The sequence below is a fragment of the Streptomyces sp. NPDC048623 genome (assembly GCF_040650755.1).
Lineage (GTDB): Bacteria > Actinomycetota > Actinomycetes > Streptomycetales > Streptomycetaceae > Streptomyces.
Genome location: NZ_JBEZHV010000001.1, coordinates 30,105 through 55,153, shown reverse-complemented (window position 1 = coordinate 55,153; position 25,049 = coordinate 30,105). Strand labels below are relative to the sequence as shown.

Annotated in this window: 28 protein-coding genes; 7 read left to right on the top strand and 21 right to left on the bottom strand. The window is 71.9% G+C overall.

What is annotated here, in order from left to right; translation table 11 throughout:
• Positions 1-23: 23 nt before the first annotated feature.
• Genes AB0C73_RS00285 through AB0C73_RS00275 form a run of 3 tightly spaced genes read right to left on the bottom strand, consistent with a single transcriptional unit; the run spans position 24 to position 2,811 of the window.
• Positions 24-992, bottom strand: coding sequence for a hypothetical protein (locus AB0C73_RS00285; protein WP_362522915.1), 969 nt, complete (start codon positions 990-992; stop codon positions 24-26).
• Positions 989-1,954 (bottom strand): hypothetical protein, encoded by a 966-nt coding sequence (locus AB0C73_RS00280; RefSeq protein ID WP_362522913.1) that lies wholly within the window; start codon positions 1,952-1,954, stop codon positions 989-991. Before AB0C73_RS00280 ends, AB0C73_RS00285 begins: the two co-directional genes overlap by 4 nt.
• Entirely contained in the window at positions 1,951-2,811 is an 861-nt protein-coding gene (locus AB0C73_RS00275; protein ID WP_362522911.1) for a hypothetical protein, read from the bottom strand. Before AB0C73_RS00275 ends, AB0C73_RS00280 begins: the two co-directional genes overlap by 4 nt.
• Positions 2,812-2,964: 153 nt before the next feature.
• Between AB0C73_RS00275 and AB0C73_RS00270 the strand changes: the two genes are divergently transcribed.
• Positions 2,965-3,327: a DsrE family protein gene (locus tag AB0C73_RS00270; RefSeq protein ID WP_362522909.1), complete on the top strand. Its 363-nt coding sequence runs from the start codon at positions 2,965-2,967 to the stop codon at positions 3,325-3,327.
• Positions 3,328-3,386: 59 nt separating this feature from the next.
• Here AB0C73_RS00270 and AB0C73_RS00265 read toward each other — a convergent pair whose 3' ends face one another.
• Complete coding sequence (locus tag AB0C73_RS00265) at positions 3,387-3,824, bottom strand: nuclear transport factor 2 family protein (RefSeq protein ID WP_362522907.1); 438 nt, start codon at positions 3,822-3,824, stop codon at positions 3,387-3,389.
• Entirely contained in the window at positions 3,821-4,873 is a 1,053-nt protein-coding gene (locus tag AB0C73_RS00260; protein ID WP_362522905.1) for a medium chain dehydrogenase/reductase family protein, read from the bottom strand. Before AB0C73_RS00260 ends, AB0C73_RS00265 begins: the two co-directional genes overlap by 4 nt.
• A 117-nt stretch (positions 4,874-4,990) precedes the next feature.
• Here AB0C73_RS00260 and AB0C73_RS00255 point away from each other — a divergent pair, with 117 nt between their 5' ends.
• The gene (locus tag AB0C73_RS00255; protein WP_362522904.1) at positions 4,991-5,632 is read left to right on the top strand and encodes a TetR/AcrR family transcriptional regulator; all 642 of its coding nucleotides are present in this window, start codon (positions 4,991-4,993) and stop codon (positions 5,630-5,632) included.
• Between the two features lie 48 nt (positions 5,633-5,680).
• Here AB0C73_RS00255 and AB0C73_RS00250 read toward each other — a convergent pair whose 3' ends face one another.
• From AB0C73_RS00250 to AB0C73_RS00215, 8 genes are all read right to left on the bottom strand, one after another.
• Positions 5,681-5,944: a DUF3099 domain-containing protein gene (locus AB0C73_RS00250; RefSeq protein WP_362522902.1), complete on the bottom strand. Its 264-nt coding sequence runs from the start codon at positions 5,942-5,944 to the stop codon at positions 5,681-5,683.
• Between the two features lie 607 nt (positions 5,945-6,551).
• Entirely contained in the window at positions 6,552-6,839 is a 288-nt protein-coding gene (locus tag AB0C73_RS00245; RefSeq protein ID WP_265867432.1) for a DUF1416 domain-containing protein, read from the bottom strand.
• A gap of 43 nt (positions 6,840-6,882) precedes the next feature.
• Positions 6,883-7,728, bottom strand: a complete 846-nt coding sequence (locus AB0C73_RS00240) for a sulfurtransferase (protein ID WP_362522900.1) — start codon at positions 7,726-7,728, stop codon at positions 6,883-6,885.
• Positions 7,729-7,888: 160 nt separating this feature from the next.
• A complete protein-coding gene (locus AB0C73_RS00235; RefSeq protein ID WP_352021666.1) occupies positions 7,889-7,969 on the bottom strand; it encodes an Ms5788A family Cys-rich leader peptide in 81 nt (26 codons plus the stop codon).
• Positions 7,970-8,174: 205 nt separating this feature from the next.
• On the bottom strand, positions 8,175-8,867 hold the full coding sequence (locus AB0C73_RS00230) for a DUF2993 domain-containing protein (RefSeq protein WP_362522898.1): 693 nt from the start codon (positions 8,865-8,867) through the stop codon (positions 8,175-8,177).
• Between the two features lie 94 nt (positions 8,868-8,961).
• Positions 8,962-10,065, bottom strand: a complete 1,104-nt coding sequence (locus tag AB0C73_RS00225; protein ID WP_362522896.1) for a hypothetical protein — start codon at positions 10,063-10,065, stop codon at positions 8,962-8,964.
• 10 nt (positions 10,066-10,075) lie between these two features.
• Entirely contained in the window at positions 10,076-10,330 is a 255-nt protein-coding gene (locus tag AB0C73_RS00220) for a MoaD/ThiS family protein (protein WP_362522894.1), read from the bottom strand.
• Positions 10,331-10,375: 45 nt separating this feature from the next.
• Positions 10,376-11,230, bottom strand: coding sequence for an alpha/beta fold hydrolase (locus AB0C73_RS00215; protein ID WP_362522892.1), 855 nt, complete (start codon positions 11,228-11,230; stop codon positions 10,376-10,378).
• A gap of 187 nt (positions 11,231-11,417) precedes the next feature.
• On the opposite strand from AB0C73_RS00215, the gene AB0C73_RS00210 reads away from it, so the two are divergent.
• From AB0C73_RS00210 to AB0C73_RS00190, 5 genes are all read left to right on the top strand, one after another.
• Positions 11,418-12,251 carry a response regulator transcription factor gene (locus AB0C73_RS00210; protein WP_362522890.1) on the top strand — a complete coding sequence of 278 codons (834 nt, stop codon included), beginning with the start codon at positions 11,418-11,420 and terminating at the stop codon, positions 12,249-12,251.
• Between the two features lie 61 nt (positions 12,252-12,312).
• Complete coding sequence (locus AB0C73_RS00205) at positions 12,313-13,338, top strand: LacI family DNA-binding transcriptional regulator (RefSeq protein WP_362522888.1); 1,026 nt, start codon at positions 12,313-12,315, stop codon at positions 13,336-13,338.
• 100 nt (positions 13,339-13,438) lie between these two features.
• Positions 13,439-14,473, top strand: coding sequence for a trypsin-like peptidase domain-containing protein (locus AB0C73_RS00200; protein WP_362522886.1), 1,035 nt, complete (start codon positions 13,439-13,441; stop codon positions 14,471-14,473).
• Positions 14,474-14,505: 32 nt separating this feature from the next.
• Positions 14,506-15,255, top strand: a complete 750-nt coding sequence (locus AB0C73_RS00195; RefSeq protein ID WP_362522884.1) for a response regulator transcription factor — start codon at positions 14,506-14,508, stop codon at positions 15,253-15,255.
• Positions 15,252-16,646, top strand: coding sequence for a HAMP domain-containing sensor histidine kinase (locus AB0C73_RS00190; protein ID WP_362522883.1), 1,395 nt, complete (start codon positions 15,252-15,254; stop codon positions 16,644-16,646). The genes AB0C73_RS00195 and AB0C73_RS00190 overlap by 4 nt, the downstream gene beginning before the upstream one ends.
• 29 nt (positions 16,647-16,675) lie before the next feature.
• Here the strand turns inward: AB0C73_RS00190 and AB0C73_RS00185 are convergent, their stop codons facing one another.
• The 8 genes from AB0C73_RS00185 to AB0C73_RS00150 form a co-directional block, all read right to left on the bottom strand.
• Positions 16,676-18,337 (bottom strand): multicopper oxidase domain-containing protein, encoded by a 1,662-nt coding sequence (locus AB0C73_RS00185; protein ID WP_362522881.1) that lies wholly within the window; start codon positions 18,335-18,337, stop codon positions 16,676-16,678.
• Complete coding sequence (locus tag AB0C73_RS00180; RefSeq protein WP_362522879.1) at positions 18,334-18,786, bottom strand: hypothetical protein; 453 nt, start codon at positions 18,784-18,786, stop codon at positions 18,334-18,336. Before AB0C73_RS00180 ends, AB0C73_RS00185 begins: the two co-directional genes overlap by 4 nt.
• 101 nt (positions 18,787-18,887) lie before the next feature.
• Positions 18,888-20,291 (bottom strand): MFS transporter, encoded by a 1,404-nt coding sequence (locus AB0C73_RS00175; protein ID WP_362522878.1) that lies wholly within the window; start codon positions 20,289-20,291, stop codon positions 18,888-18,890.
• Complete coding sequence (locus AB0C73_RS00170; RefSeq protein WP_362522877.1) at positions 20,288-21,295, bottom strand: hypothetical protein; 1,008 nt, start codon at positions 21,293-21,295, stop codon at positions 20,288-20,290. Before AB0C73_RS00170 ends, AB0C73_RS00175 begins: the two co-directional genes overlap by 4 nt.
• Positions 21,276-21,623, bottom strand: a complete 348-nt coding sequence (locus tag AB0C73_RS00165) for a darcynin family protein (protein ID WP_362522875.1) — start codon at positions 21,621-21,623, stop codon at positions 21,276-21,278. The genes AB0C73_RS00170 and AB0C73_RS00165 overlap by 20 nt, the downstream gene beginning before the upstream one ends.
• A 2-nt stretch (positions 21,624-21,625) precedes the next feature.
• Positions 21,626-22,537: a TauD/TfdA family dioxygenase gene (locus tag AB0C73_RS00160; RefSeq protein WP_362522874.1), complete on the bottom strand. Its 912-nt coding sequence runs from the start codon at positions 22,535-22,537 to the stop codon at positions 21,626-21,628.
• 148 nt (positions 22,538-22,685) lie between these two features.
• On the bottom strand, positions 22,686-24,272 hold the full coding sequence (locus AB0C73_RS00155; protein ID WP_362522872.1) for an AMP-binding protein: 1,587 nt from the start codon (positions 24,270-24,272) through the stop codon (positions 22,686-22,688).
• Complete coding sequence (locus AB0C73_RS00150; protein ID WP_362522870.1) at positions 24,269-24,928, bottom strand: thermostable hemolysin; 660 nt, start codon at positions 24,926-24,928, stop codon at positions 24,269-24,271. The genes AB0C73_RS00155 and AB0C73_RS00150 overlap by 4 nt, the downstream gene beginning before the upstream one ends.
• Positions 24,929-25,049: the final 121 nt, after the last annotated feature.

Here is a 25,049-nt window from a genome sequence, read left to right as displayed (position 1 = left end):
TGGGTCTCGCCGGGGCTGCGCCGTCAGCCGAGGAGCTGGTTCTGCAGGGTGACCGTCTGCTGGAACGGTACGGCCAGGGCCTCGCCCTTGCGGGACTGGACGACGAGCGCCAGCGTGTCGCCGGCCTGGATGTAGGCCCAGCGGGTCTGCTCGGGGCCGTACGGCTGCGGCTCCTGATAGATGTACGGACGCGTGTCCGGTACCTCGATGTCGTCGCCGAAGCTGTCCATCTTCGCGCCCTGCGCGGCCGCCGGCAGGACCTCCGGTACGACGTCGCCGTCGTCCGAGGCCACGAGCGTGTCCTTGAACTCCTCCGCGTACGCGACCGACCCGAAGCGCAGCAGGTGGATGCTGCTCCGCGTGCCGTCCGGCATCGTCCACGACCGGGTCGTGATGTGACGCAGGGTGGAGTCGGCGAGGGCCTGCGCGAGAGCAGGCCGCTCGTCCTTCCCGTAGAGGGACAGGAACGCGTCCGTGCTCGTCCAGCCGCCGTCCGCCTTCGGGTCGACGGTGGCGCCCGCCGGGGCCGGCAGCAGCAGCTTGCGGAGGTCGGCGTGGTGGATCTCGCCCTCGTTGCCGTGGGTGAACGGCCGCGGGGAGCCCTCGGGCAGCGGTGGGAGGGTCAGCCGCGGGTAGTCCCACCGGCCGTCGCTCTCGGTGGCGAGGCCCGGTACGTCGGTGCGCTCCATCGAGGTGATGCCGGCCGCCGTGCCGGCGCCGACGCCGCCGCAGACCAGCACGGCCGCCGTCCAGCGGGCGACTGCCCCGAGCACGCGCCGCGCCTTGCCGGGCGTGGGGGCGGGGGTGGAGGTGGTGTCGGTGGCGGGCTCGGGCGCGGACTCCGGTGCGGGCTCGGGCGCCGCCACCTGCTCCTTTACGGCCTCGGGCACGGCCCCGGCCATGGCCTCAGGCGCGGTCTCGGGCGCGGTCTCGGGCGCGGTCTCGGGCGCGGTCTCGGGCGCGGTCTCGGAGACCGTCTGCTGCTCGCTCATACGTACTCCCCCGGGGACTTGATGTGGTCGAGCTGCTTCTTCACCAGGTCGGCGACGGAGCTCTTCTCGAACGGCGCCGAGCCGTACGCCCGGACGGAGACCAGCAGATCGGAGTCGTACGCGGAGCAGGTCATCCCGCCGAGCGCCGACTCGGAGTCCTTGTCGTCGCCCTTGTCCCCGCCGTCCTGTTCGGCGTCGAAGTCCGGCATCAGGTAGCAGGCCGAGTTCTTGTGGCCCTCGATCTTCGGTCCCTTGGGGAACTTCAGGATCTCGGCGATCTCCCCCTTGACCTCGTGCAGGTCGTGGATCCGCTGCTTGTTCTTCATCCGGACGATCTGGACCTCCACGACGAGGTCGTTGGAGTCCGAGCTGAACGAGCGCACGCCGATGCCCTGCACGCCGAGCCGGTCGATCCGCTTCTCGAAGTCGCGGCGCTTCTTGCCGGAGAGCCCGCGGGCGTCGTTCTTGAGGAGGGCGACCGCCTCCTTCTCGCCCAGCTCACCGTCGTTCCCGTACGAGTCGGCGTCCGGGCCGAGGTGGAAGCCGCTGGGGGCGGGCAGCAGCAGCTTGCTCATCGGGGTGTTCGCGCGGCCCTTGAGGGCGCCCTCGGCAGGGTCCTTGACGACCTTCTGCGCGGACTTCCCGGACGGGTCCCCCTCGGGGTCCTGCCAGGCGACGGTCTCGGCCGAACGGTCGGCGTCCGAGACGGTCACGGCGGTGTAGGCGATGCCGCCACCGGCGGCGCCCAGCACCAGAACGGCGGGCAGGACGACGGTGAGCAGCTTGCGCCCGCGCCTGCCGGTCGTGCCGGTCGTGTCGGGCGTGCCGGCCTCGCCGGCTTCTCCGGCTTCTCCGGCCTGTCCGGGCTCGCCGGCCTGTCCGGGCTCTCCGGGCTCGCCAGGCGCCGGGGCGGCGGATGCCTGCTCGGTCTCCTCGGAGTCAGGGATCGGGTGCTCGCTCACAGGCGCTCCAGCTGCTTCTCGGCCAGCGAGCGGATGTCGCTCTTGCTGATCTTCTTCGTGTCGTAGATGGTGATGTCGACCATCACGTCGCCGCGCTGGAAGATGGCCCGGGCGCGGTAGAGGTCGAGATAGCCGGCCTTCCGCTCCACCGGGTAGAGGTAGTAGCGGCCGTTGCCGCTGCCCTTGAGCGCGTCGCCCTCGTTGCCCGCGAACTTCTTCTCCGGCATGTAGCCCCGCTGCCCCTCGGCGTGCTCGACGGCGCCGAGGACGTACGAGGCGCGGAACTGGACCAGGTGCACGGTCGTCGAGCGGTGCTCGCCGGAGGCCCAGCTGCGTACGGCGATCCGGCGCACCCGGTTCTCGCTGAGGAACTCGAGCATCCAGCTCTCGTCCTTGAAGGCCGCCGCGTACGAGGAGAGGTCGTACCAGCCGTCGCGGGGCGCGTACTCGTCCTCGCGGGCGCCGGCCGGGCGGGGCACGAGCAGCTTGCGCAGGTCCCCGTCGGCCTTGGCCTGGTGGTCCTCGGCGGCGGAGAGCGGCGCCGGCTCCTGGCCCTTCGGGAGCGGCGCGGCCGGGTAGGCGAGGCCCGGCTGGTTGAGGGCCGGCAGCGGAGTGGGCTCGCGCTCGGCCTGGATGCCGTAGCCGACGGCGGTGCCGCCGATGACGCCGAGCACGGCGGCGACGGCGATCAGCGCGACCGTACGGCCGACCCGGCGGCGCGGAGCCGGCCCCGCGTCCGGCTCCGCGGCCGAACCCGGATCGGCAACCGGACCGACATCCGGCCCGGCATCCGGCCCGGCGGCCGGATCGGGAGTCGGAACCGGCGCCGGTGCGGGTATCGGTGCCGGATCGGGCACGGGCGCCTGGGTGATTTGAGCGGATCCCACCGCTTCTGAGGCTTCCAAAGCAGTCCCCCCACGAGACTAGACGCGCGGATTCCGTTACCCGCGCGCCTAGCTGACACGTGAGTGGTGCATGAGGTTGCCGGGAACCGCATTACAGTTCGGTATATGGCGAAGAAGCTCGTGATCAAGGTGACCGCCGGGGCGGATGCCCCCGAACGCTGCTCCCAGGCCTTCACCGTGGCCGCCGTCGCCGTCGCGAGCGGCGTCGAGGTCTCCCTCTGGCTGACCGGAGAGTCCTCCTGGTTCGCCCTCCCGGGCCGCGCGGCCGAGTTCGAGCTCCCGCACGCCGCGCCGCTCCCCGACCTGATCGACTCGATCCTGGCGGCCGGGCGCATCACCCTCTGCACCCAGTGCGCGGCCCGCCGCGAGATCACCGAGGACAAGGTCCTGAAGGGCATCCGCATCGCGGGCGCGCAGGTCTTCGTCCAGGAAGCGATGTCGGACGACACCCAGGCGCTGGTGTACTAGGGCGTGCAGTCAGCAGCGGTGCGGCGGGCGCGAACCGTCGTCTTGGGCCGGCGCCGTGGTCAGCCTGCGCTGGGGGTCCAGTCGGCGGGCAGGCCGGACTGGGCGAGGACCGCGTTCAGGCTGTAGAAGTCCTGGTCGGAGGTGATCTGTCGGCCGTGGGTGTCGAGAAGGGTCACCACCGGGACCGCGAAGGGCTTGGGTGCACCCTTGATGTGGCCGGCGTAGACGCCCTCGATGGTGATGTGGTCACCGCTGCGCCAGGCGTGGTTCACGGTGACCTTCACGTCCTCGATCGTGGCGTCGGTGCGGGCCTTCCAGCCGGAGATCTGGTCGCGGCCGGTCATGGTGACACCGATTCCCTGATCGGTGTAGGTGGCGTTCGGGGTGAACAGGGCACCCAGGGCGGCCGGGTCGGTGCCGCTCCAGGCGGCGGCCCAGGCGGCGACGATCTTGAGCTCGTGGTGCCTGCTCCGTGAGCCGGCGGGCGCGATGGTCACTGGTGCGGATCCGCAACGATGATGACCTTCCCGGCCACCGTGCGGGACTCGGCAAGAGCCAGCGCCTCATGGGCCTGGGCCAGCGGGAACCGGGCGGCGATCTGCGGGGTGAGCGCCCCGTCGGCCAGCAGCCTCAGCACCTGGGTGAGGTCCTCGCGCAGCCGACTGCGGAAGGCTTCAAGGCGTCGCTTGCCGGCCCAGAAGTTGTAGAAGTGCGCGTTCTTTCCGTTGGGCAGGCAGTTCCACAGGGCCAGCTGGGCGACCGACCGCAACACGGGCAGTTGGGAGTTGCCGTCGTCGTTCTTCGTGGCCGCCGTGCCGTAGGACACCAAGGTCCCGCCCCGGCGGAGCAGCCCCCACGACTCCTTCAGGCCGGGCCCGCCGACGTGGTCGAACACCGCGTCGACGCCGTCGGGCGCGATCTCTCGGATGCGCTGATACATGTCCGGGTCGCGGTAGTCGACCGGGGCGGCGCCCAGATCGCGCACGTGCTGGTGGTGACGGGCTGACGCCGTCCCGATCACTTCGATGCCCGCGTGTCGGGCAAGTTGCACGAGAGTGGAACCGACGCCGCCGTTGGCGCCCAGGACCACGACCGTCGCCCCGCTGCGCACCTTGGCGATCCGGTGCAGCATCTGCCAGGCAGTGATCCCGTTGACCACCACGGTCTCGGCGGAGACGGCGTCCACCTCGTCCGGCACGGGAACGAGGTCCGCGGCGTCGACCAGCAGATGACTGGCCCAGCCTCCGACCTTGGTGACCGTGGCGAAACGCCGCCCGATCAGGGCGGCATCGGCCTGCGAACCGGCGGCGGTGACCGTGCCGACCACGTCATATCCAGGGACGAAGGGGAAGGGCGGCTGGTCGTAGTACTTGCCGCGGCGCATCTGCTGCTCGGCGAAGGACACGCCCGTCGCGTCCATCCGCAAGACGACCTTTCCCTCGGCCGGGGCGGGAAGTTCCCGGACACGGACTTCGAGGCCGCTCGGCTCGACCTTCCCGGGCAGGACGATCTCGGTGGCAGTGGTGGTGGGAGGGCTGACAAGCACGATGGGCTCCTGGTCCGGAACTTCCCTGACATCCGTAAGCTTACGCGTGTAATTCTTGAGCGCGCAAGGTGAACGGCTGTAAGTTTTTCCGCGTAAGACGACGACCTGGGAGAAGACATGCCCACACCCGCCTCGCCGAGGCCCGCCCGCACTCGTAACCCCCGCGGGGAGGGGGGCCGCCTGCGCGAGGACATCATGGCCGCGGCGACCGAGCTGCTCGAGGAGAGCGGCGACCAGAGCAGCGTCACCCTGCGATCCATCGCCCGCCGGGCAGGAGTGGCCGCTCCCTCGATCTACCGCCACTTTCCCGACCAGCCGAGCATCATGCTGGCCGTGGTGCAGCAGGCTTTCGCCATGCTCGAGGCCGATCTGCGCAGCGCCGTGGACGCCGCGGGCAGTGACGCCAGAGAACGGCTGTTCGCCTTCTGCAACGCCTACCTGGACTTCGCGGACCAGCACCCTGGCCGTTACCGCACGATGTTCGGCGGGGCCTGGATGCCCGACCTGGGCAGCAGCTCGGTGACCGAAGGCGACGTCTCCTCCTTGGGCGGGGAGAGCCTGACACTGCTCGCCGACGCTCTCGAGGACTGCGTCCGCGCGGGCTGCGCAACCAGCAGCGACCCGGTCGCCGACGCCGTTGCCCTGTGGCTCGGCCTGCACGGGCTCGCCCACCAGCGGCTGGTGACCGTCGCCTTCCCGTGGCCGGCGGACATCGCCGAACGCCTCATCACCACGCTCGCCCACCTCGACGAGGCCTGACCGCAGGGCGGTCAGGACGCAGCGGGCGCCATCCCGCCCGCGCCCTCCTCACCGGTCCGGCTTCTTCTTGCCGTCCAGCTCGTCCCACCACTCGTCCGACTGCTTGTCACCCGTCGGGTCGTCCCACCAGCGGTCCTCCGGGCCGCGCCGGTTCGCGATCATCGCCGCGACCGGCGGGATGACCATGGCGACCAGGCACAGGGCGATCGCCGCAGGCACCGAAAACAGCCGCACGACACTCCAGGCGCCCACGAAAAGCACCAGGCAGGCGCCCATCATCCAGAAGTAGACGCGCCGTCGCCGTGCGTACACACCTTCAGCGTACGACCGGAGCCCTGCCTGGGACAGCCGCGAGCAACGTCGGAAGCAGGCTAGGGCGAGGCCGAGCGGTGTTGCTTGAGCTTGTGGAATTCCCACTTCGCCTCGCGCAGGTCCGCGAGCCGGGCGGAGTCGCGGACCCCAGGGCCGCCACGATGCCGATCTCGCCGTAACGGAGGCCGACCTCGGAGCGGGTGGTGTAGGCGAAGAGCTCGCCGAACATGTGGAAGACGGTGACGCGGTCGCTGTCGATGGCGGGCATGGGGTCGCCTCCGATGGGGTGCCGTCCGGCACGCGCCGCGGCGGTGTGTGCCGGACAGCAGGGGTGGGGCGGGAGGTCGGCAGGCGCAGCGGCGCGAAGCCCGTGAGGCGCCCCGGCGCCGAGCGGTGCGAGAGGCGCGTCGGGAAAAGGGACCGAAGGGCCGTGCCTCAAGTCCCGGAAAGCGTCCAACCCCCAGGAGGCACGGCCCTTCGGCCGGTCGGTGTGGCTTCACGCCGCGTCGGAGTCCGGCGGACGGAAATCCGACGGACAGAGTCCGGCGCAGCGGCGCGAAGCCCGTGAGGCGCCCCGGCGCCGAGCGGTGCGAGAGGCGCGGAAAGATCAGACCGCGATGGCGACCTCGGCCAGGCCGCCGTGCTGGGCCACGACCTGGCGGTCGGCGGTGCCGCCGGGGACCAGGGCGCGGACGGTCCAGGTGCCCTCCGCCGCGTAGAAGCGGAACTGGCCGGTGGCGGAGGTCGGGACCTCGGCCGTGAACTCGCCGGTCGAGTCCAGGAGGCGGACGTAGCCGGTGACCGGCTGGCCGTCCTTGGTCACGTAGCCCTGGATGGTGGTCTCACCGGGCTTGATCGTCGAGGCGTCGGGGCCGCCGGGCTGTGCTCCGCACATGTCAGGAATCCTTACGGTCGAAGAGGGGAGGACGAGGGAGGGCTTACTTGTTGGCGCCGAGCTCGATCGGCACGCCGACGAGGGAGCCGTACTCGGTCCACGAACCGTCGTAGTTCTTGACGTTCGGGACCTCGAGCAGCTCGTGCAGGACGAACCAGGTGAGCGCGGAGCGCTCGCCGATGCGGCAGTAGGCGATGGTGTCCTTCGCCAGGTCGACCTGCTCGTCCTCGTAGAGGGCCTTGAGCTCCTCGTCCGACTTGAAGGTGCCGTCGTCGTTGGCGTTCTTCGACCACGGGATGTTGCGGGCGCCGGTCACGTGGCCCGGGCGCTGCGACTGCTCCTGCGGGAGGTGGGCCGGCGCGAGGAGCTTGCCGGAGAACTCGTCGGGCGAGCGCACGTCGACGAGGTTCTGGTTGCCGATCGCGGCCACGACGTCGTCGCGGAACGCGCGGATGGAGGCGTCCTGCGCCTGCGCCTTGTAGGCGGTGGCCGGGCGGTTCGGGACCTCGGAGCCGTCGACCAGGTCGCGGGAGTCGAGCTCCCACTTCTTGCGGCCGCCGTCCAGGAGCTTCACGTCCTGGTGGCCGTACAGCTTGAAGTACCAGTAGGCGTACGACGCGAACCAGTTGTTGTTGCCGCCGTAGAGGACGACCGTCGTGTCGTTGCCGATGCCCTTCGCCGAGAGGAGCTTCTCGAAGCCCTCCTGGTCGATGAAGTCACGGCGGACCGGGTCCTGGAGGTCCTTGGTCCAGTCGATCCGGATGGCGTTCCTGATGTGGTTCTTCTCGTAGGCGGACGTGTCCTCGTCCACCTCGACGAGGGCTACCTGCGGGTTGTCGAGGTTGGCCTCGACCCAGTCGGCATCGACCAGGACGTCGCTGCGAGCCATGCTGTTTCTCCTCCGGGGCAGTGTGCGGCGGTTCGTGCAGGGTGGTGCGGGTACGCGTCGGCGCACGACGGCGTACGGCTGCGCAGGGGTGGCCCCGACATCACGTCGCAGGGACATCAGTCGTAGGGGCCTGAGGGAATACGGGAGGTGTACGTCCCGCTCAGACTGAGCGACAGAGCATGGCGGCGACGCGGCACAGGTCGACTGCCCGCCGCTTCGTGAGTTCCGCCTGTCGCTTCATGCCCTCGATCGTAGGGACGGACCGGCGGCCGTGTCACCGGTGTGTCGTATTTTGAGACGCGATCATCCGGCATGTGGGATACGAAGAGGGTACGGATCTCCCGCGGACGCCCGCCGCGCGCCCGCGCCCCTTCACTTTCTACGGATCGGACGCCGCCGTCTCAGAATGTGATCAGCAGGTGTCCAGCGGTCCGGAATCAGGGACCTCAGCCGGCGCGCAGCAGTACGTTCTCGCCGGTCACCGTCGCCACGAGGCCGTTCTCCCGCGCCTCGACCTTCGTCAGCCGCATGCCCTGCGGCAGGCCCTCGATCCTGCGGTCGAAGTCGGTGCGGGACCGCACCATGCGCTCCAGGCCCGGGATGCCCTCGCCGGGCACCTCGTCCGCGCGCACCCGGATGGTGTCGCCGTTCACCAGGGTCACCGTGGACAGCACGCTCCTGGTCAGCGTCCGGCCGAGGATCCGCACCCCGCCCGTCACCTTCAGTTTGCCGTCGCCGCCGTAGACCACCTGCGCGTCCCGCCCCGAGGCCTTGGCCAGGTCGGGGTAGGCGATCAGCGCGGTGCCGTCGGCGCTGCCCGCCCGCTCGATCGCGTAGGCGTCGGTCAGGGTCACGTCGTGCAGCGTGGCGGTCATCTCACCGATCCGCACCGGGCGGCCCCCGGCCATCACCTGGACGCCGGTGAGGCTCACCTCGACCTCGTCGAAGCTGCGGCCGGCGGCCTGGGTGAGGAACGGGAAGCCCTTGATGTCCACGTCCGTGGACTCGGGCCGCACCGCGCCGACCCGCACCCCGTCGGCGGCCTCCGACTCCGCGTACGCGACCGCGACCCGGTCCACGCCGACCAGCAGCCCGCCGAGCACCACGGCAATGATCAGCACCATCCGCAGTGCTCGCATGCGTTTTCGCCCCCAGATCACGGAACCGGCCCCCCGACACGAAGATCGACGTGTCGGGGGGCCGGACGGTTCCCCATGCCTTGCTCGGTGCGCGTTACGCGAGCGCCCTGCCCAGCAGATAGACCGCGGGCACGGCGGCCGTGAGCGGCAGCGCGACGCCCGCCGTCATGTGCACGAACCGCGACGGGTAGTCGTAGCTCGCCACCCGCAGACCGGCCATCGCGCACACCCCGGCACCGAGGCCGAGCAGCGCGCCCGAGGAGCCCAGACCGGTCATGCCGCCGGCCGCGATCCCGCCGCCCGCCGCCGCGAGCAGCGCGACGACCACGGAGACCGGGCCGGGCAGCGGAACGGCGCGGGCCAGGACGGTCGCGGCCACCGCGACCGCGCCGACCACCACCGCGTCCGGCTCGGCGCCGAGGTTCCCGGCGGCCAGGATCGCCAGGGCCGAGGACGCGACCGTGGCCATCAGGCCGTACATGCGCTCGTCCGGGTCGGCGTGGCTGCGCAGCTGGAGCACAAGCGTGAGCAGCACCCAGACGCCGAGCGTGCCGATGATCGCGCCGGCCGCGTGCTCCCGGCCGGCCGTCAGCAGCACCGCGTCGGCGACGATCCCGCCGAGGAAGGCGAGCGCGATGCCCTGCCGGGCCGGCCACATGCCGTTGAGCCGGAACCAGCCGGCCGCGGTGAGGCCCTGGAGCAGCAGCAGCGGGACGAGCAGCGCGTACGGGCCGACGGCCGCGCCGACCGCGAGCAGCGCGCCGAGCCCGGCGGTGAGCGCGGCCGGCTGCATCCCGGGCTCGATGATCGGCGACCGGCCCTCGGCGCGGGCGCGCTGGGCGTCGGTGATGCGGGTGTTGCCGGAGGTGGTGGGCGAGGAGTAGGCGGGGCCCGGCTCGTCCGGCGCCTGCGGAGCCTCGGGGGCGGCGGCCTCATAGGGGGCCGGGACCTGGGCCCCGTACCCGTACGGCGTCTCCGGGGGCAGCGGGTGGCCGCCCGTGGCGGGCTGCTGTCCGTACCCCTGCGGCGCCAGGTACGCCGTGTCCGCACCGTACGAGACGGGCGCCTGCGCCTGCGGCTGCACCGTCGGCTGGTACTGCGTGTCCCAGGTCTGACCCTCCCACGTCTGAGTGACGTGCGGGTCGTACGGTTGACCGCCCTGCGGGTCGTACGGCTGGTACTGCTGATCACTGCTCATGGTGTGCGGTTCACCCTCCTGCGAACGGGGGGAGCACCTCGACCGTGCCGCCCTCGGCCAGCCGTACCGTCTCATGCGCGCGGGTCCCGACCGGATCGCCGTCGATGAGGAACGAGCAGCGCTGGAGGACCCGGGTCAGCTCGCCCGGGTGCCGCTCGCGGGCCGAGTCCAGCGCCTCCGCGAGGGTCTCGGCCGTGTACGGCTCCTCCGCGACCCCTGCGGCGGCCTTCGCCGCGGCCCAGTAGCGGATGGTTCCCGCTGCCATAGCGGCACTCCCTTCGATCGTGTGCGCGCCGCCCCCCATGATGGGCTATGGCCGGGCGAGCCAGGCGCCGAGGCGGTCGAGGAGCTCGTCGCCCGCCGCGTTCTCGGCGTGGCCCATGCCGTGCTCCAGCCACAGCTCGGCCGGGGCGCCGGCCGCCGCGGCGGCGTCCGCGAGCATCCGGGGGTGGTCGACCGGGAAGTACGGGTCGCGGTCGCCGTGCACGACGAGCAGCGGGGTCGGCGCGATCAGCGGCACCGCCTCGAACGGCGCGAGCGGCACCGGGTCCCACTCCTTGCGGTCGATACGGGTGCCCAGGCCGTAGCGCCCGACGAGCCGGCCCACCGGCCGGGTGACCACCCAGTGCACGCGCCGCATCGACGGCGTCCCCCGGTAGTACCAGCGGGCCGGGGCGCTCACGGCGGCGACCGCGTCCGTGTGCGCGCCGGTGCCGCGCTCCAGTGCGGCGTGCCGCAGCACGACCGAGCCGCCCATGGAGAAGCCGACCGTCACCACGCGCGTGTGGCCGAGCTCACGCGCCCAGCGCACGACGGCGGCCAGGTCCAGGACCTCACGGTCGCCGACGGTGGAGCGGCCGCCCGAACGGCCGTGTCCCCGGAAGGAGAACGAGACGACGGCGGCGTGCGCGCGGAAGGCCTGGGCGGCGCGGCGCAGCGCCGGCCGGTCGAGCGAGCCGGTGAATCCGTGCGCCACGACCACGGCCGTGCCGCCCCGCGTTACGGCCGCCGTATCGGTGACACTGGCGGTGGAGGGTTCGTAAACCGCCTCGATCCCGACACCGTCATCCGTTCGCAACACCGTCCGCACGGTGACGCGGCGAGGGACGGAAGTGAGCGAGGAAACATCCACCATGTGAAATCGGCCCTCTGCCTCGGAACTCATATGAGCTATTGTGCTTGGCAGAGGATCCGGGCAATGCAGCCCCCGGGTCCTTTTGTGTTTTCCGACCGTTGTTACGGACAGGTGAACAAAAGCTCTCGGGGCGCGAGGGCCGAGGAGGAACCGACGTCATGGACGATCGACCACGTACGAAGCACGACCGACCGACGAGCCTGGTAGGTGGCGCGCGATGAGTTCTCTGCTGCTCCTCACGAACGCCCTGCAGCCGTCGACCGAAGTGCTGCCCGCTCTCGGCCTGCTGCTCCACAACGTGCGGGTCGCCCCCGCCGAGGGCCCGGCCCTGGTGGACACTCCCGGCGCCGACGTGATCCTGGTGGACGGCCGGCGCGACCTGCCGCAGGTGCGTTCGCTCTGTCAGCTGCTGCGCTCCACCGGCCCCGGCTGTCCGCTGATCCTGGTGGTCACCGAGGGCGGGCTCGCGGCCGTCACCGCCGACTGGGGCATCGACGACGTGCTGCTCGACACGGCGGGGCCGGCCGAGGTGGAGGCGCGGCTGCGGCTCGCCATGGGCCGGCAGCAGATCGGCACGGACGACTCCCCCATGGAGATCCGCAACGGCGATCTGTCGGTCGACGAGGCCACGTACAGCGCGAAGCTGAAGGGGCGGGTCCTGGACCTGACCTTCAAGGAGTTCGAGCTGCTCAAGTACCTCGCCCAGCACCCGGGCCGGGTCTTCACCCGTGCGCAGCTCCTCCAGGAGGTGTGGGGGTACGACTACTTCGGCGGCACCCGGACGGTGGATGTGCACGTACGGCGGCTGCGGGCGAAGCTCGGGCCCGAGCACGAGTCGCTGATCGGCACGGTCCGCAACGTCGGCTACCGCTTCGTGACGCCGGAGAAGCCGGACCGGGCGGCGGACCGATCATCGGACCGGGCGGCGGACCGGTCGGGTGAACGCACGGAGACCCGCCCGGGTGAACGTACGGACGCCCGAGCGGAGGCGCGGGGGGAGGCGCGCGTCAAGGAGGACACGCGGGAACTCACTCCGGCGGAGGACCGTTAACGTGGCGTATGCCACAGGGCGACCTGCCGGTAGGTAGGTCCCCCCGCGTAGACTTCCGCGCGTGGCCAAGGTGACGCGGGACGACGTTGCACGACTGGCGGGTACTTCCACCGCGGTCGTGAGTTACGTGATCAACAACGGACCCCGGCCGGTCGCCCCGGCCACGCGCGAGCGTGTCCTCGCAGCGATCAAGGAGCTGGGCTACCGGCCCGACCGGGTGGCCCAGGCGATGGCCTCGCGGCGCACGGACCTCATAGGCATGATCGTCCCGGACGCGCGCCAGCCCTTCTTCGCGGAGATGGCGCACGCCGTCGAGCAGGCCGCCGCCGAGCGCGGAAAGATGGTCCTGGTCGGCAACTCCGACTACCGCACCGAGCGCGAGATCCACTACCTGCGGGCCTTCCTGGGCATGCGGGTGTCCGGTCTGATCCTGGTCAGCCAGGGCATGAGCGAGCAGGCCGCGAGCGAGATCGAGGCCTGGGACGCGAAGGTCGTGCTGCTGCACGAGCGGCCCGAGGCGATCGACGACGTCTCCGTCGTGACCGACGACATCGGCGGCGCGCAGCTCGCCACCCGGCACCTCCTGGAGCACGGGTACGCGTACGTGGCGTGCATGGGCGGTGTGCCGAACACCCCGGCCGTCGGCGACCCGGTCGCCGACCACGTCGAGGGCTGGCGGCGCGCCATGCTGGAGGCCGGCCACTCGGTCGAGGGGCGCCTCTTCGAGGCCCCGTACAACCGCTACGACGCGTACAAGATCGCGCTCGATCTGCTCTCCGGCCCGGACCGGCCGCCGGCCATCTTCTGCTCGACCGACGACCAGGCCCTCGGTGTGCTGCGGGCCGCGCGCGAACTGCGCATCGACGTGCCGTCGGAGCTGGCGGTGGCCGGCTTCGACGACGTGAAGGAGGCGGCGCTCGCCGATCCGCCGCTGACCACCGTCTACTCCGACCGCCCGGCGATGGCCCGGGCCGCGGTGGACCTGGTCCTCGACGACTCGCTGAAGGTCACGGGCTCGCGCCGTGAGCGGGTACGCCTGTTCCCCTCGGCCCTGATAGTCCGCCGCTCCTGCGGCTGCGAGCACTGACCCGTACACGTCGGGTCTTTATTTCGGGCATACAGGGTTCTGTCGGGCTTCTCACCCCGTCCTCAGACGGTTCTCATCTACGGCTCCGAGAGTCGTAGCCATGACGGACGACACGCAGCCCCAGCCGCAGCCCCAGCAGCCGTACTACCCGCCGCGGCCCCCGTACGAGCCGTACACGACGCACACGACGTACGCCCAGGCCCCGGCCCAGAATCCGGCCCCGGCCCCGGCCCCCGCCCCGCACCGCCGTGCCCGGCGCGGCGTCGGGCTCATGGCCGCCGTGGCCATCGCCGCCGCGGCGGTCGGCGGCGGGACCGCGACCCTGGTCGAGCGCTGGACCTCCGACGGGGCGACCAGCGCCGCCGCGAGCAGCGTCAGCGGCACGAACGTGTCGGCGGGCAGCAAGGGCACGGTCGCCGGGGTCGCGCAGGCCGTGTCGCCCTCCATCGTGGAGATCTCCGCGAGCTCGAACGCCGGCAAGTCCACCGGCTCGGGCGTGATCATCACCTCCGACGGCGAGATCGTCACCAACAACCACGTCATCTCCGGCGCCTCGCAGATCAGCGTGCAGCTCAGCGACGGCACGTCGTACCCCGCGCACGTCGTCGGCACCGACCCTGACAAGGACCTCGCGCTGATCAAGCTGGAGGGCGCCTCCGGACTCAAGGCCGCCACGCTCGGCGACTCGTCCAGGATCCAGGTCGGCGACCAGGTCGTGGCCATCGGCTCGCCCGAGGGCCTGACCGGCACCGTCACCAGCGGCATCGTCTCGGCGCTCGACCGCGACGTGACCGTCGCCAAGGAGGACGGCGGCCAGGACAGCGGCCAGGGACAGCAGCAGTACGACCCGCGCCAGGGCTGGCCGTTCGAGTTCGGCGGACAGCAGTTCAACGGCGACACCGGCTCCTCGAAGACCACGTACAAGGCGATCCAGACCGACGCCTCGCTCAATCCCGGGAATTCCGGCGGTGCGCTGATCAATATGAACGGCGAGATCATCGGCATCAATTCGGCCATGTATTCGCCCAGCTCTTCGAGCGGCTCCACGGCCGGCAGCGTCGGCCTCGGATTCGCGATCCCGGTGAACACCCTCAAGGCCGACCTGGACCAGCTCCGCTCGGGCGGCGACAGCTGAACGGCACCCCGGCCACGTGCGACGCTGACCCCATGAGTGGCCCACAGAACGATGCACGGAACGACGTCGAACGCATCCTCGTCGTCGACGACGAGCCCGCCGTCCGCGAGGCCCTGCGCCGCTCCCTCGCCTTCGAGGGATACGGGACGGAGGACGCCGTCGACGGGCTCGACGCGCTCGCCAAACTGGTGGCGTACGGCCCCGACCTCGTCGTCCTCGACGTCCAGATGCCCCGCATGGACGGGCTCACCGCGGCCCGCCGGATCCGCGCGTCCGGCTCGACCGTGCCGATCCTGATGCTGACCGCCCGCGACACCGTCGGCGACCGGGTCACCGGCCTCGACGCGGGCGCCGACGACTACCTGGTGAAGCCCTTCGAGCTGGACGAGCTCTTCGCCCGGATCCGCGCCCTGCTGCGGCGCAGCTCGTACGCGGCGCAGCAGGCGGCGGCGACCGCGGGCGCCGTCGCCGAGGACGTCCTCGCCTTCGAGGACCTGCGGATGGACCTGGCCACCCGGGAGGTGACCCGGGCCGGGCGGCCGGTGGAGCTGACCCGTACCGAGTTCACGCTCCTGGAGATGTTCCTGGCGCACCCGCGGCAGGTGCTCACCCGTGAGCAGATCCTCAAGACCGTATGGGGCTTCGACTTCGAGCCGAGCTCCAACTCCCTGGACGTGTACGTGATGTATCTGCGGCGCAAGACCGAGGCCGGCGGCGAGCCGCGCCTGGTGCACACCGTGCGGGGCGTCGGATACGTCCTGCGCGGCGGAGGCGCCGAATGACCGGTCCCGCCACCTGGTTCCGGACCCGCCCGCTGCGCTCCCGGCTCGCGCTGCTCACCGCGCTCGCGGTCGCGGTCGCGGTCGCCGCGGTGTCGCTGGCCTGCTGGTTCGTGACCCGGGCGCAGCTGGAGAGCGAGTTCGACTCCGGGCTGCGCGGCACCAAGGTCGACAACGGCTATCTGACGATGGTGCTCGCCGGCTGCCGGACCGGGCGCCAGGCGCCGCCGCTGCCGCCGTACACCGTGCAGCTGGTCTTCACCGACGGCTCGGTGTGCACGTCCGGCAAGGCGCCGATCCCGGCGCAGGCCTCGGACGTGGCGGTGGCGCGCCGGCTGCTCGACGACGCCCTGCACACGACGAAGGACGGCGACGGGCGCGAGATGCGCGTCTACACCTACGCGGACCCGTCCCGGCCCGACGCGGCGGTGTCGCTGGCCCGTCCGCTGTCCGAGATCGACAACTCGATGAGCACCCTGGCCTGGGTGCTGCTCCTGGTCTCCGGCATCGGCGTGGTCGGCGCGGGCGCGGCCGGACTGTGGGTGGCGCGCACCGGGCTCGCGCCGGTGGACCGGCTGACCGGCGCGGTCGAGCACGTGGCGGCCACCGAGGACCTGACCGTACGCATCCCGGTGGAGGGCGAGGACGAGATCGCGCGCCTCTCGCGCTCCTTCAACGCGATGACGGCCGCGCTCGCCACCTCCCGCGACCGGCAGGCGCAGCTCATCGCGGACGCGGGGCACGAGCTGCGTACGCCGCTGACCTCGCTCCGTACCAACATCGAGCTGCTCGCGCGCAGCGACGAGACCGGGCGTGCGCTGCCGCCGGACGACCGGCGGGCGCTGATGGCCTCGGTGAAGGCGCAGATGACGGAGCTGGCGGCACTGATCGGCGACCTCCAGGAGCTGTCCCGGCCGGAGGCGGCCGCGCTCGGCCCCCTGGAGGTCGTACCGCTGCACACCGTGCTGCGGTCGGCCCTCGACCGGGCCCGGCTGCGCGGCCCGGAGCTGCGCTTCGAGACGGACCTGGCGCCCTGGTACGTACGGGCGGAGCCGGCCGGGCTCGAGCGGGCCCTGGTGAACGTCCTGGACAACGCGGTGAAGTTCTCGCCGCCGCGCGGCACGATCGAGGTGCGCCTGATGCGCGGTGAGCTGACCGTGCGCGACCACGGGCCGGGCATCCCGGCGGACGAGCTGCCGCATGTCTTCGACCGCTTCTGGCGCTCGCCGTCGGCCCGCAGCCTGCCCGGCTCCGGCCTGGGCCTGTCCATCGTGGCCCGTACGGTCGGCCAGGCGGGCGGCTCGGTGGAGCTCGCCCCGGCGGCCGACGGGGGCGGTGGGACGGTGGCGACGGTACGGCTGCCGGGGGCGCCGAAACCGCCGCCCGACGCGTAGGACCGGGTCCGGCGGGGAGTGGACGCCCCTCACACCACCTCGAAGTTGGCCATCATGGCCATGTCCTCGTGTTCGAGGTTGTGGCAGTGGACCATGTAGCGGCCCCGGTGTCCGGCGAAGCGGGCGAGGACCTCGACCACCTCGTACGGGCGCACGTCGACGGTGTCCTTCCAGCCGACGTCGGTGGCGCGCGGCGGCTTCCCGTCCCGCGACAGGACCTCGAACTGGGCCAGGTGCAGATGCACGGGGTGGTGGAAGTCGCTGGTGAAGCGCCAGCGTTCGACCGTGCCGAGCCGTGGCCTGGCGAGGACGTCGGTGGTCGAGAAGGGCCGGCCGTTGACCGTCCACATCGCGTGCTCGTCCTCCGCGGCGGTGCGGCGGAAGTCGAACCGCCGCACCTGGACCGCGTCCGTCTCACGGAGGGTCTCGACGGCCGAGAGACGCGTCGGCACGCGGGTGTCGTCCCGCTCGTGGCGGGTGACCCGGAAGCGCATCACCTCCCGCATCCGGCCCTCGCCGAGCGTGTTGACCAGGGTGACCTCGGTGCCGGGCGGGTAGCCGGCGAAGTCGACGATCACGTCGTGGCGTTCGCCGGGCGCCAGCGGGATCTCCTGGTGCCCCTGGGGCCGGCCGAGCAGCCCGCCGTCGCTGCCGATCTGCGTGAAGGCGACGCCCTGGCGCGGGCCGGGTTCGAGGGCGAGGCGGTAGCGCCGGGCGTTCGAGCCGTTGAGGAGCCGGAGCCGGTGGCGGGTGGCGGTGACGTCGCGTACCGGCCAGGGGGCGCCGTTGACCAGCTGTACGTCTCCGAGGACCCCGTCCATGTAGGCGTCGAGCACGCCCGGTTCACCGGTGCAGCCGGGCTCCTTGGCCGGGTAGCGGAACTCGCCGTCCTCCTCGAAGGCCCGGTCGCACAGCAACAGCGGGATGTCCTTCTCGCCCCGGGGCAGTGGCAGCCGGTCCTCCTCGTCGTCGTGGATCAGGAAGAAGCCCGCGAGTCCGCGCCAGACCTGCGGGGCGCTGAAGTCCATCCGGTGGTCGTGGTACCAGAGCGTGGCCGCGCGCTGGTCCAGGGGGTACTCGTACGCCTTGGAGCCGGGCGAGAAGTGCCAGGGGGCGCGCGTGGTGTCCATGTCCTTACCCGACATGGCGTGCCCGGACATGGCGTGCCCGGACATGGCGGTGCGCAGCTTGTCGCCGCACAGCGCGCCGGGGACCACCAGGTCGGTGGGGTAGCCGTCGGAGTCCGGCGGGGTGACGCCGCCGTGCAGATGCGTGGAGGTCGGCACGGGAAGGGTGTTGAGGACCCGGACCACCATCTTCTCGCCGCTGCGGCCGGTGAAGGTGGGCCCGGGGAAGATGCCGTCGTACCCCCAGACCGTCGTCTTCAGGCCGGGGACGATCTCGATCCGCGCCTCGCGCTGCTCGACCTCGAAGACGTCCGCGCCGTTCTCGCGCCGGGCCGCGCGGGCGACCGGCGGGACCGGCAGCGGTACGGCGAAGCGCGGGACGGGCTTGCAGCGGCTCGTCAGGACCCGGCCCGTGCTCTCCCCGGCCAGCGAGGCGTACGCCGCCGCCCCGAAGGTGGTCGCCGCGATCCCCGTACCGGCGGCGATCCCGAGGAAACGGCGGCGGCCGAGTGCACTGCGGGCCGTGCCACGGGCCGTGCCGTCCGCCTTGCTGTCCGCCGTCATCGGCCGGCCTCCTCACGGGAGGTACGGGGAGAGGTGAAGGCCCAGAACGTCAGGGCCGCCGCGAGGCCGAAGATCGTCATGCCGAGCGGGATGTGCCCGCCGAGCTGCCGGGACTCGCCGAGCCCGTGCTGCACGTTCACCAGCGCCATCAGCGCGACGGCGGCGAGAGCCGCCCAGCCGCTGGTGCGCGCCGCGCGCCACGCGAGGACGGCCGCCGCGCACGCGAGCACGGAAAGCCCGCCCAGGAGCTGGGCGTTGGCGGCGTGCCAGGTCAGCAGGGCCACGTCCCCGGTGACGAACAGGCCCGCGAGGGCCGCCTGGAGCAGGGTGTCGAGCAGGAACAGGGCGGTGAGGACGCGCAGCGCGACGACGCCGACGTTGCCCCACCGGCCGAGTGCCGGCCGCTCCGGCGCCACGCTCAGGGTTTCTGTTGCGGCGGTCGAGGTCATTCACGGTCTCCGATCGGTTCCGCGCGCAGCGGGGTCCGTGGCCGGGTGGTGTGCGGCCACGGACCCCGTCGCTGCGGCCGGGTTGCGGTCAGTGCGCGGTGTCAGTGCGCGGTCGTACGCTGCCGGGGCGCGGCGAGCGCCGGGGCGAGCACGGTCAGCGCGACGAGGACGGTCAGCGCCCAGAAGGCGCCGTTCTCGGCGTGCGACGAGGCCGCGAGGGCGGCCGTCAGGGCGGCGATGCCGTTGACGCCGACCGCCGAACCGATGTTGCGCAGCATGGTCGCCGCGGACGTCGCCACACCGAGCTGTTCGGCGGGCGCCTGGTCCTGGAGCAGCGCGAGCGTCGTCGCGGTGACGGCGCCCGTACCGATCCCGGCCAGGGCTCCGGCCAGCCACGGCAGCGCGCCGGTGGCGCTGAAGACCGTGCTGGCGAGGAGCGCCACCGAGCCGATGCCCAGGGGCAGCCGGTAGCCCCGCTTGGCCACCATCCCGCCCGACACCGCGCTGCCGAGCACCCAGCCGACCGCCGAGACGCCGACCATGACGGCGATCGCCGTCGTCGAGGCGCCGTGCGCGGCGAGCCGTACCGGGAGCACGGTGACCGTCGCGTACATCACCACGGTGGCCCCGACGGTCGCGAGCGCCGCTCCCGCCGAGGGCGTACGGCCGAACACCTGGCGCGGCACCAGCGCGCCGCCGAAGCGGCGGAGCAGCGCGAGCAGCACCAGGCCGACGACCGCGACTGCGGTGGCGGCGATCACGCCGAGGCCGAGCGAGGAGCCCTGAAGGCCGATCAGCAGGATCACGGCACCGCCGGTGACCAGGGCGTACTCCAGGCCCGGGAAGCCCTTGGCCCCGGAGGGAGCCGGGGTGTCCGACGACCGCCCGGGCAGGGCGATCGCGACCGCGAGGAGGACCAGGACGCACAGCGGCACGTTCGCGAAGAACACCCAGCGCCAGCCCCAGGCCCCGGTGATCGCGGCGCCGACGACGGGGCCGAGCACCGCCGCGATGCCCCAGACCATGCTGAGCATGCCCTGGGCGGCGGTGCGGCGCTCGGGGCCGTACAGCCGTCCCACGATCACGTAGCTGGAGACCACGATCGCGCCCGCGGCCAGGCCGTGCAGCACCCGCGCGGCCACCAGGACCCCGAACGAGCCGGCCAGACCGGCCGCCGCGGAGGCGGCCAGGAAGGCCAGGGTCGCGCCCACCGCGAGCACCCGGTCGTCGAGCCGGTCCGCGATCCAGCCGGCCAGCGGCGTACCGGCGACCTGGGCCAGCATGAAGCCGGAGACGAGCCAGGCGTAGCCGCCGTGGGCGCCGCCGCCGACGTCCGCGAGGACGTCGGGCAGCACCGTGCCCATGACGGTGGCGTCCATGGCGGCGAGCAGCAGGGCGAGCACCGCGGCCGCGACCCCGACCTTGCCGGCCACCGCACCGGCACCGGCCGATGCGGTGGCGGGGTTCGGTGCGGTGGCGGCCGCGCCGACCGTCGACGAGGTCACAGCGCGCTCCCGGATACGGGTGCGAGCTCGGGCACGGCGGCGGACAGCAACGGGGCGGCGGCGTCGTGGACCCGGCCGACCCCCGCGAACTGCGTGATCAGCTCCCGCAGTTCGCCGTCGAGCACCTCGTCCACCGTGTGCAGGGTGCCGTCGGCGGCGAAGATCTTCTCGCCGAAGCCGATGGTCATCTTCAGCTGGACGGCGGCGGACGGGTTCCCGGTGACGAAGTCGACGCCCAGGGCCTCGGCCGTCGTCTCCTGGAAGGCCATCGCGAGCCGGCGGTTGAGGTCCTCGATCTCACCGAGGAGCACCCGGACGCGGGCCTGCTGCTCGGCGGTGAGCGCCGGGTAGAGCAGCTTCATCGCCACGTGGTCGATCTTGATGTGACGGGCCTCGTCCAGGCCGTGGGTGTGCAGGAGCCGGGTGAAGAACCGGGCCCGCCGCGGGTCCAGGCCGTCCGTGCGGTGCTCGAAGACCGTGATGACGGACTCGCCGACGTACGCCGAGCAGCACAGGGCCACCAGCTTCACGTACGGGTGGTCGTCGGTGCGGAAGACCTGGAGCCGCTCGTCGAACAGGGCCTTGTAGACCCGGGGTTCGACGCCGGTGAGCTCACGCACGTACCGGTAGAAGGTGTTGGCGTGCTGGATCTCCTCCGCCGCGAAGCAGGAGAGCGCGTTGTGCAGCTCGTGCCCCACGTTGACCGGGTCCCGCAGGTCGTGCAGCTCGCCCATGACCATGGCCATGACGGCGCTGACGTGGCGCTCGATCTCCGCGAGCTGGGCGAGCTCCTTGGTGATGTACGCGACGGCCTCGGCCTCGTGGCCCGGCTCGCCGTACGCGACCGTGGAGAGGTACGCCAGCTCGGCGGGCGTGCGGGCCTCGGACCAGTCGAAGGCGTTCGGGTGGAAGGTGTTGATGTGGGCGAGCCGGGTCACGGAGTCCAGCTCGGCGCGCACGGCGTCCGCGATGTCCGCGAACTGCTCAGGCGTGGTCGTGGTCATTCTCGTGCTCCTTCTCGTATTCCTTGTAGCCGTCCGGGACGCCGATGGTGATGTCGTGGATCCGCACCCAGCCGTGGGCGATGAAGTCGCTGTCCCGCAGGCCCTCGACGAAGTAGTAGTAGGCCTGCAGGTCGTCGGTCTCGATCAGCAGGAAGTCGGAGTACTCGGCGCTGAACGCCTCGGCGTCGAAGTGCCGGACGGTGAGCCGGTCGACGTAGGGGCCGACGATCTCCTTCTGGAAGACCTCTTCGTGGCGGTTGCGCTCGTCCCGGCTCAGCCGGAGCCAGGAGGTGTCGAACTGGTAGCGGATGACGATGCCGTACTTCACGGTCAGCTCCTGGCGTAGCTCTGCGAGTTGAGGATGGTGCGGTCGGGGTCGGTGATGGCGCGGCGGCCGTGCATGACCCTGGAGTTGTCGATGAGGCCGATGTCGCCGTCCTCCCACAGGACCTCCTCGGTCACCGCCTCGGTGACCTCGGTGTACTCGGCGACGATGTCGTCCGGAACGGAGGAGCCGTCCGCGAAGCGGATGTCCGGCGTCTCGTAGTTGAAGGACGGGCCGAGGAGGCTGTTCGCCCAGGCCGTGCGCGAGGACCACTTCGTGGGGTGCGCCGCGTACACCTGGTAGTCGTAGTGCAGGCTGCCGTCCGCGTTCTCGGTGAACTCGACCTTCGCGCCGGGGTTGGCCTGCTCGTAGAGGTCGGCCACGGTGACCTCGTCGGGGCCGCGCCCGTCGCCGGCCATGAAGGCCGCGAGGCGGCGCCACAGGTCGGCGGGCACCGTGCGGGCGTAGCGGACGGGCTGGGCGTCGAAGGCCTCCCTGGCCCGGTCGGAGAGCGCGTCCCAGACGCGGTAGCCGTCGCAGACGGTGGTCTGCGAGCCGGACGAGGCGGCCTTGACGCAGTGGAACCACAGCAGGTCGGGCGCGTACGGCGTGCCGCCGTTCTCCAGGTGCAGACCGATCGGGTCGTGCCCCGAGTCGACCTTCTGGGCGGCCGAGCCGTGGAAGACCCGGGCCGGGTCGAGGGTGGTGCGCGAACTGTACTTCTGCACCAGTTCGTTGAAGTCGTCGACCGACGGCCCGAAGCCGCGGATGAGCAGGTGACCCGCGTCGGCGAGCAGCTCGTCGAGGCCGGCGTCGAAGAGCGCGGCGAAGTCGGCGGCGCCGTCCGGGTTCGGCGTGATCAGCATGCCGTCGCCGTCGCCGATGGATGTCAGACGCAGGTGGTGACGCCCGTTCATGAACTCCCCCATGGATGTGCGTGATGTACGTGATGTACGTGATGGGTACGCGCGCGTGAGCGCTGCCGCACGGCCGCGGCCAGGGCTGTGCTGTGGGTGCTGCGGCCGCGGCCGTACGGCGGTTGTGGCTGTGGCCGTGGCTGTGCTGTCAGCGGGTTGCGGCGGGCTCGCGGCGGACGATCTCGTCGAAGATCAGGTCCCGCCGGGGGCGTCCGGTCACGGTGAAGTACCGCTCCCGCATCGCCTTGTCGTCCGGGATCGCGAGGAAGCGCTCGGGCCGGTCGGTCTCCGCGAGATGCTCCGCGGCGTACGCGCGGGCCTGCCGGACCGCCTCGCCGTCGGCCGCCGCCTCGGCGCCGGAGGTGACGAGGACCGCGGTGAGGTACTCCATGCCCTCACCGAAGAGCACCGCGTCCACGACGGTGGGGCAGGTGCGCAGCCGGCCCTCGACCCACTCCGGCGAGACGTTCCGCCCGTGCCCGGTGATGATCACGTTCTTGAGCCGGCCCAGGATGCGGATGGCACCGTCCGGGTCGATCTCGGCGCGGTCGCCCGTGTGCAGCCAGCCGTCCTCGTCGACCGGGCGGCTGGTGGGGTCCTCGACCGTGTAACCGGCGAACAGCGACGTGGACCTGACCAGCAGTTCGCCGCCCTCGGACACCCGCACCTCGCAGTGCGGCAGCGGGCGGCCGACCGTACCGGGACGCCAGTGGTCGGTGGTGTTCCACGACACCACCGAGCTGTTCTCGGACAGGCCGTAGCCCTCGTGGACGCGCAGCCCCGCGCCGTCGAGCCGGACCAGCGCGTCCGCGTCGACGGGAGCGCCTCCCGCCATCAGGAACGGCCGCCGCCCGGGCCCGAAGACCAGGTCCGCGTCGGCGCCCGATCCCCGTACCGCCTTGTCCAGGGCGCTGACCACGGCCGGCGGAAGGACCGCCGCGGTCGGCTCGCCCGCCCGCAGCCAGGCCAGGGCGTCGTCGGCGCGGGAGCCGGCGGTGCCGAGGAGCGAGACGGAGTCCGGGAGCAGGACCATGCGGCCGCCACGGACGAGGGGCAGGTAGACCGCGGTGACCTGCTCGATGAGCAGGCTGAACGGTACGAGCGAGAGGTAGCGGTCGAAGATGCCGGGCGGGCAGACGCTGTCGAGCGAGGCGAGCAGCGCGCCGAGGCCGTGGGAGCGGATCTTCACGCCCTTGGGGGCGCCAGTGGTGCCGGAGGTGTGGATGATCTTGACGATCCGGTCCTCGCCGTCGTCGGTGCCGGCTTCTTCGAGGTCGTCGAAGTCGTCGAAGTCGACGAGGTCGACGAGGTCGACGAGGTCGTCGACGTCTTCGCCCCTGTGCCGCGCGATGTGCACCACGGTGGCCGAGCCGTCGAGGCCCCAGTCCACCAGCTTGCGGGCACCGGCCTCGTCGGCCAGGCACACGCTCACGTTCCTGAGCAGCGAGGCCGCCTGCTCGCCGGAGAAGGCGAGCGGCACCGGCACCTCCACCAGACCTTCGCGGAGCAGGGCGAGGTCGGCGGCCACCCACTCGGGGCCGTTTCCGGCCACCAGGCCCACGGAGGTTCCGGCCGGAAGGCCGAGCGCGCGCAGCGCGCGCCGGGCCTCGTCGCTCCAGGCCCGCATCCGTGCGTACGTGAAGGTCTCCGGGCCCGAACCGTCGGCGGCGAGCCGCTCGACGAACGTCCTGTCCTGGTTCTCGGGCGCGCACAGCGCCTCGACGACCGCCTTCATCGGGCACCCGCCGTCGCGTCCGCCGGAGTGCGCCGGTCCCAGGTGACGGCCATGTGATAGCCGAACTCCGCGCGCTGGCTGATCTCGGCGCCGAAGTGGCGCAGATCGACGTAGCCGGCGACGGGCTCGGTGTCGTAGTACGTGCCCCAGCGGCCGTGCTGCTCGGGCGGCAGCTGCTCCTCGCGGGCCTGGGTCACCGGCGTGAACGTGATGCCGACGCGGGCCAGCATCCGGGAAAGGGCAGGGGTGATGGTGCAGAGCGCGTACGCCGCGCCGTTGCACCAGCAGAAGGCGGGCAGCATCCGCAGCAGGGCCAGACCGGCGCCCGGTTCCATGGAGGCCAGCGGGCCGACCTCGACCAGGGCGGTCGGCTCGCAGCGCTCGCCGACCCGCTCGGTGATGACGTCGGCCGCGACGTCGCCGAAGTAGCTCTCGATGAGGAGCCCCCGCGACCCCCCATAGGTGAGCCCCGCGCAGGCGAGCGGAACCGCGGCGTCCGAGCCGTCGGAGCCGTCCGAGCCATCCGCGCTCAGGGCGATGTAGCAGTCCGGGGACGGCGCTATCCGCGCCTGGTAGTCCCGGGCGTAACGCGTCCGGGCGAGCTCCCCGCAGGCTTCCCACAGGGCACTGCCTCTTCGAGCAATGGTGATGCGCATATCTGAATCCCCCTTGATCCGCATCTGTCCGCGCCTTACGGGCGGACGGGTGCCACGTTATGACTACTCGTCGATTTTTGACAAGTAGTTCAATCAAGGGGGAGGTGGGGTGTCGGAGCGA

Bases quoted from the DNA above. Each gene is read 5' to 3' on its own strand.
- AB0C73_RS00285 (WP_362522915.1), bottom strand. From the start codon at position 992: ATGAGCGAGCAGCAGACGGTCTCCGAGACCGCGCCCGAGACCGCGCCC.
- AB0C73_RS00270 (WP_362522909.1), top strand. From the start codon at position 2,965: ATGGCGAAGAAGCTCGTGATCAAGGTGACCGCCGGGGCGGATGCCCCC.
- AB0C73_RS00255 (WP_362522904.1), top strand. From the start codon at position 4,991: ATGCCCACACCCGCCTCGCCGAGGCCCGCCCGCACTCGTAACCCCCGC.
- AB0C73_RS00245 (WP_265867432.1), bottom strand. From the start codon at position 6,839: ATGTGCGGAGCACAGCCCGGCGGCCCCGACGCCTCGACGATCAAGCCC.
- AB0C73_RS00240 (WP_362522900.1), bottom strand. From the start codon at position 7,728: ATGGCTCGCAGCGACGTCCTGGTCGATGCCGACTGGGTCGAGGCCAAC.
- AB0C73_RS00235 (WP_352021666.1), bottom strand. From the start codon at position 7,969: ATGAAGCGACAGGCGGAACTCACGAAGCGGCGGGCAGTCGACCTGTGC.
- AB0C73_RS00230 (WP_362522898.1), bottom strand. From the start codon at position 8,867: ATGCGAGCACTGCGGATGGTGCTGATCATTGCCGTGGTGCTCGGCGGG.
- AB0C73_RS00225 (WP_362522896.1), bottom strand. From the start codon at position 10,065: ATGAGCAGTGATCAGCAGTACCAGCCGTACGACCCGCAGGGCGGTCAA.
- AB0C73_RS00220 (WP_362522894.1), bottom strand. From the start codon at position 10,330: ATGGCAGCGGGAACCATCCGCTACTGGGCCGCGGCGAAGGCCGCCGCA.
- AB0C73_RS00215 (WP_362522892.1), bottom strand. From the start codon at position 11,230: ATGAGTTCCGAGGCAGAGGGCCGATTTCACATGGTGGATGTTTCCTCG.
- AB0C73_RS00210 (WP_362522890.1), top strand. From the start codon at position 11,418: ATGAGTTCTCTGCTGCTCCTCACGAACGCCCTGCAGCCGTCGACCGAA.
- AB0C73_RS00200 (WP_362522886.1), top strand. From the start codon at position 13,439: ATGACGGACGACACGCAGCCCCAGCCGCAGCCCCAGCAGCCGTACTAC.
- AB0C73_RS00195 (WP_362522884.1), top strand. From the start codon at position 14,506: ATGAGTGGCCCACAGAACGATGCACGGAACGACGTCGAACGCATCCTC.
- AB0C73_RS00190 (WP_362522883.1), top strand. From the start codon at position 15,252: ATGACCGGTCCCGCCACCTGGTTCCGGACCCGCCCGCTGCGCTCCCGG.
- AB0C73_RS00185 (WP_362522881.1), bottom strand. From the start codon at position 18,337: ATGACGGCGGACAGCAAGGCGGACGGCACGGCCCGTGGCACGGCCCGC.
- AB0C73_RS00180 (WP_362522879.1), bottom strand. From the start codon at position 18,786: ATGACCTCGACCGCCGCAACAGAAACCCTGAGCGTGGCGCCGGAGCGG.
- AB0C73_RS00170 (WP_362522877.1), bottom strand. From the start codon at position 21,295: ATGACCACGACCACGCCTGAGCAGTTCGCGGACATCGCGGACGCCGTG.
- AB0C73_RS00160 (WP_362522874.1), bottom strand. From the start codon at position 22,537: ATGAACGGGCGTCACCACCTGCGTCTGACATCCATCGGCGACGGCGAC.
- AB0C73_RS00155 (WP_362522872.1), bottom strand. From the start codon at position 24,272: ATGAAGGCGGTCGTCGAGGCGCTGTGCGCGCCCGAGAACCAGGACAGG.
- AB0C73_RS00150 (WP_362522870.1), bottom strand. From the start codon at position 24,928: ATGCGCATCACCATTGCTCGAAGAGGCAGTGCCCTGTGGGAAGCCTGC.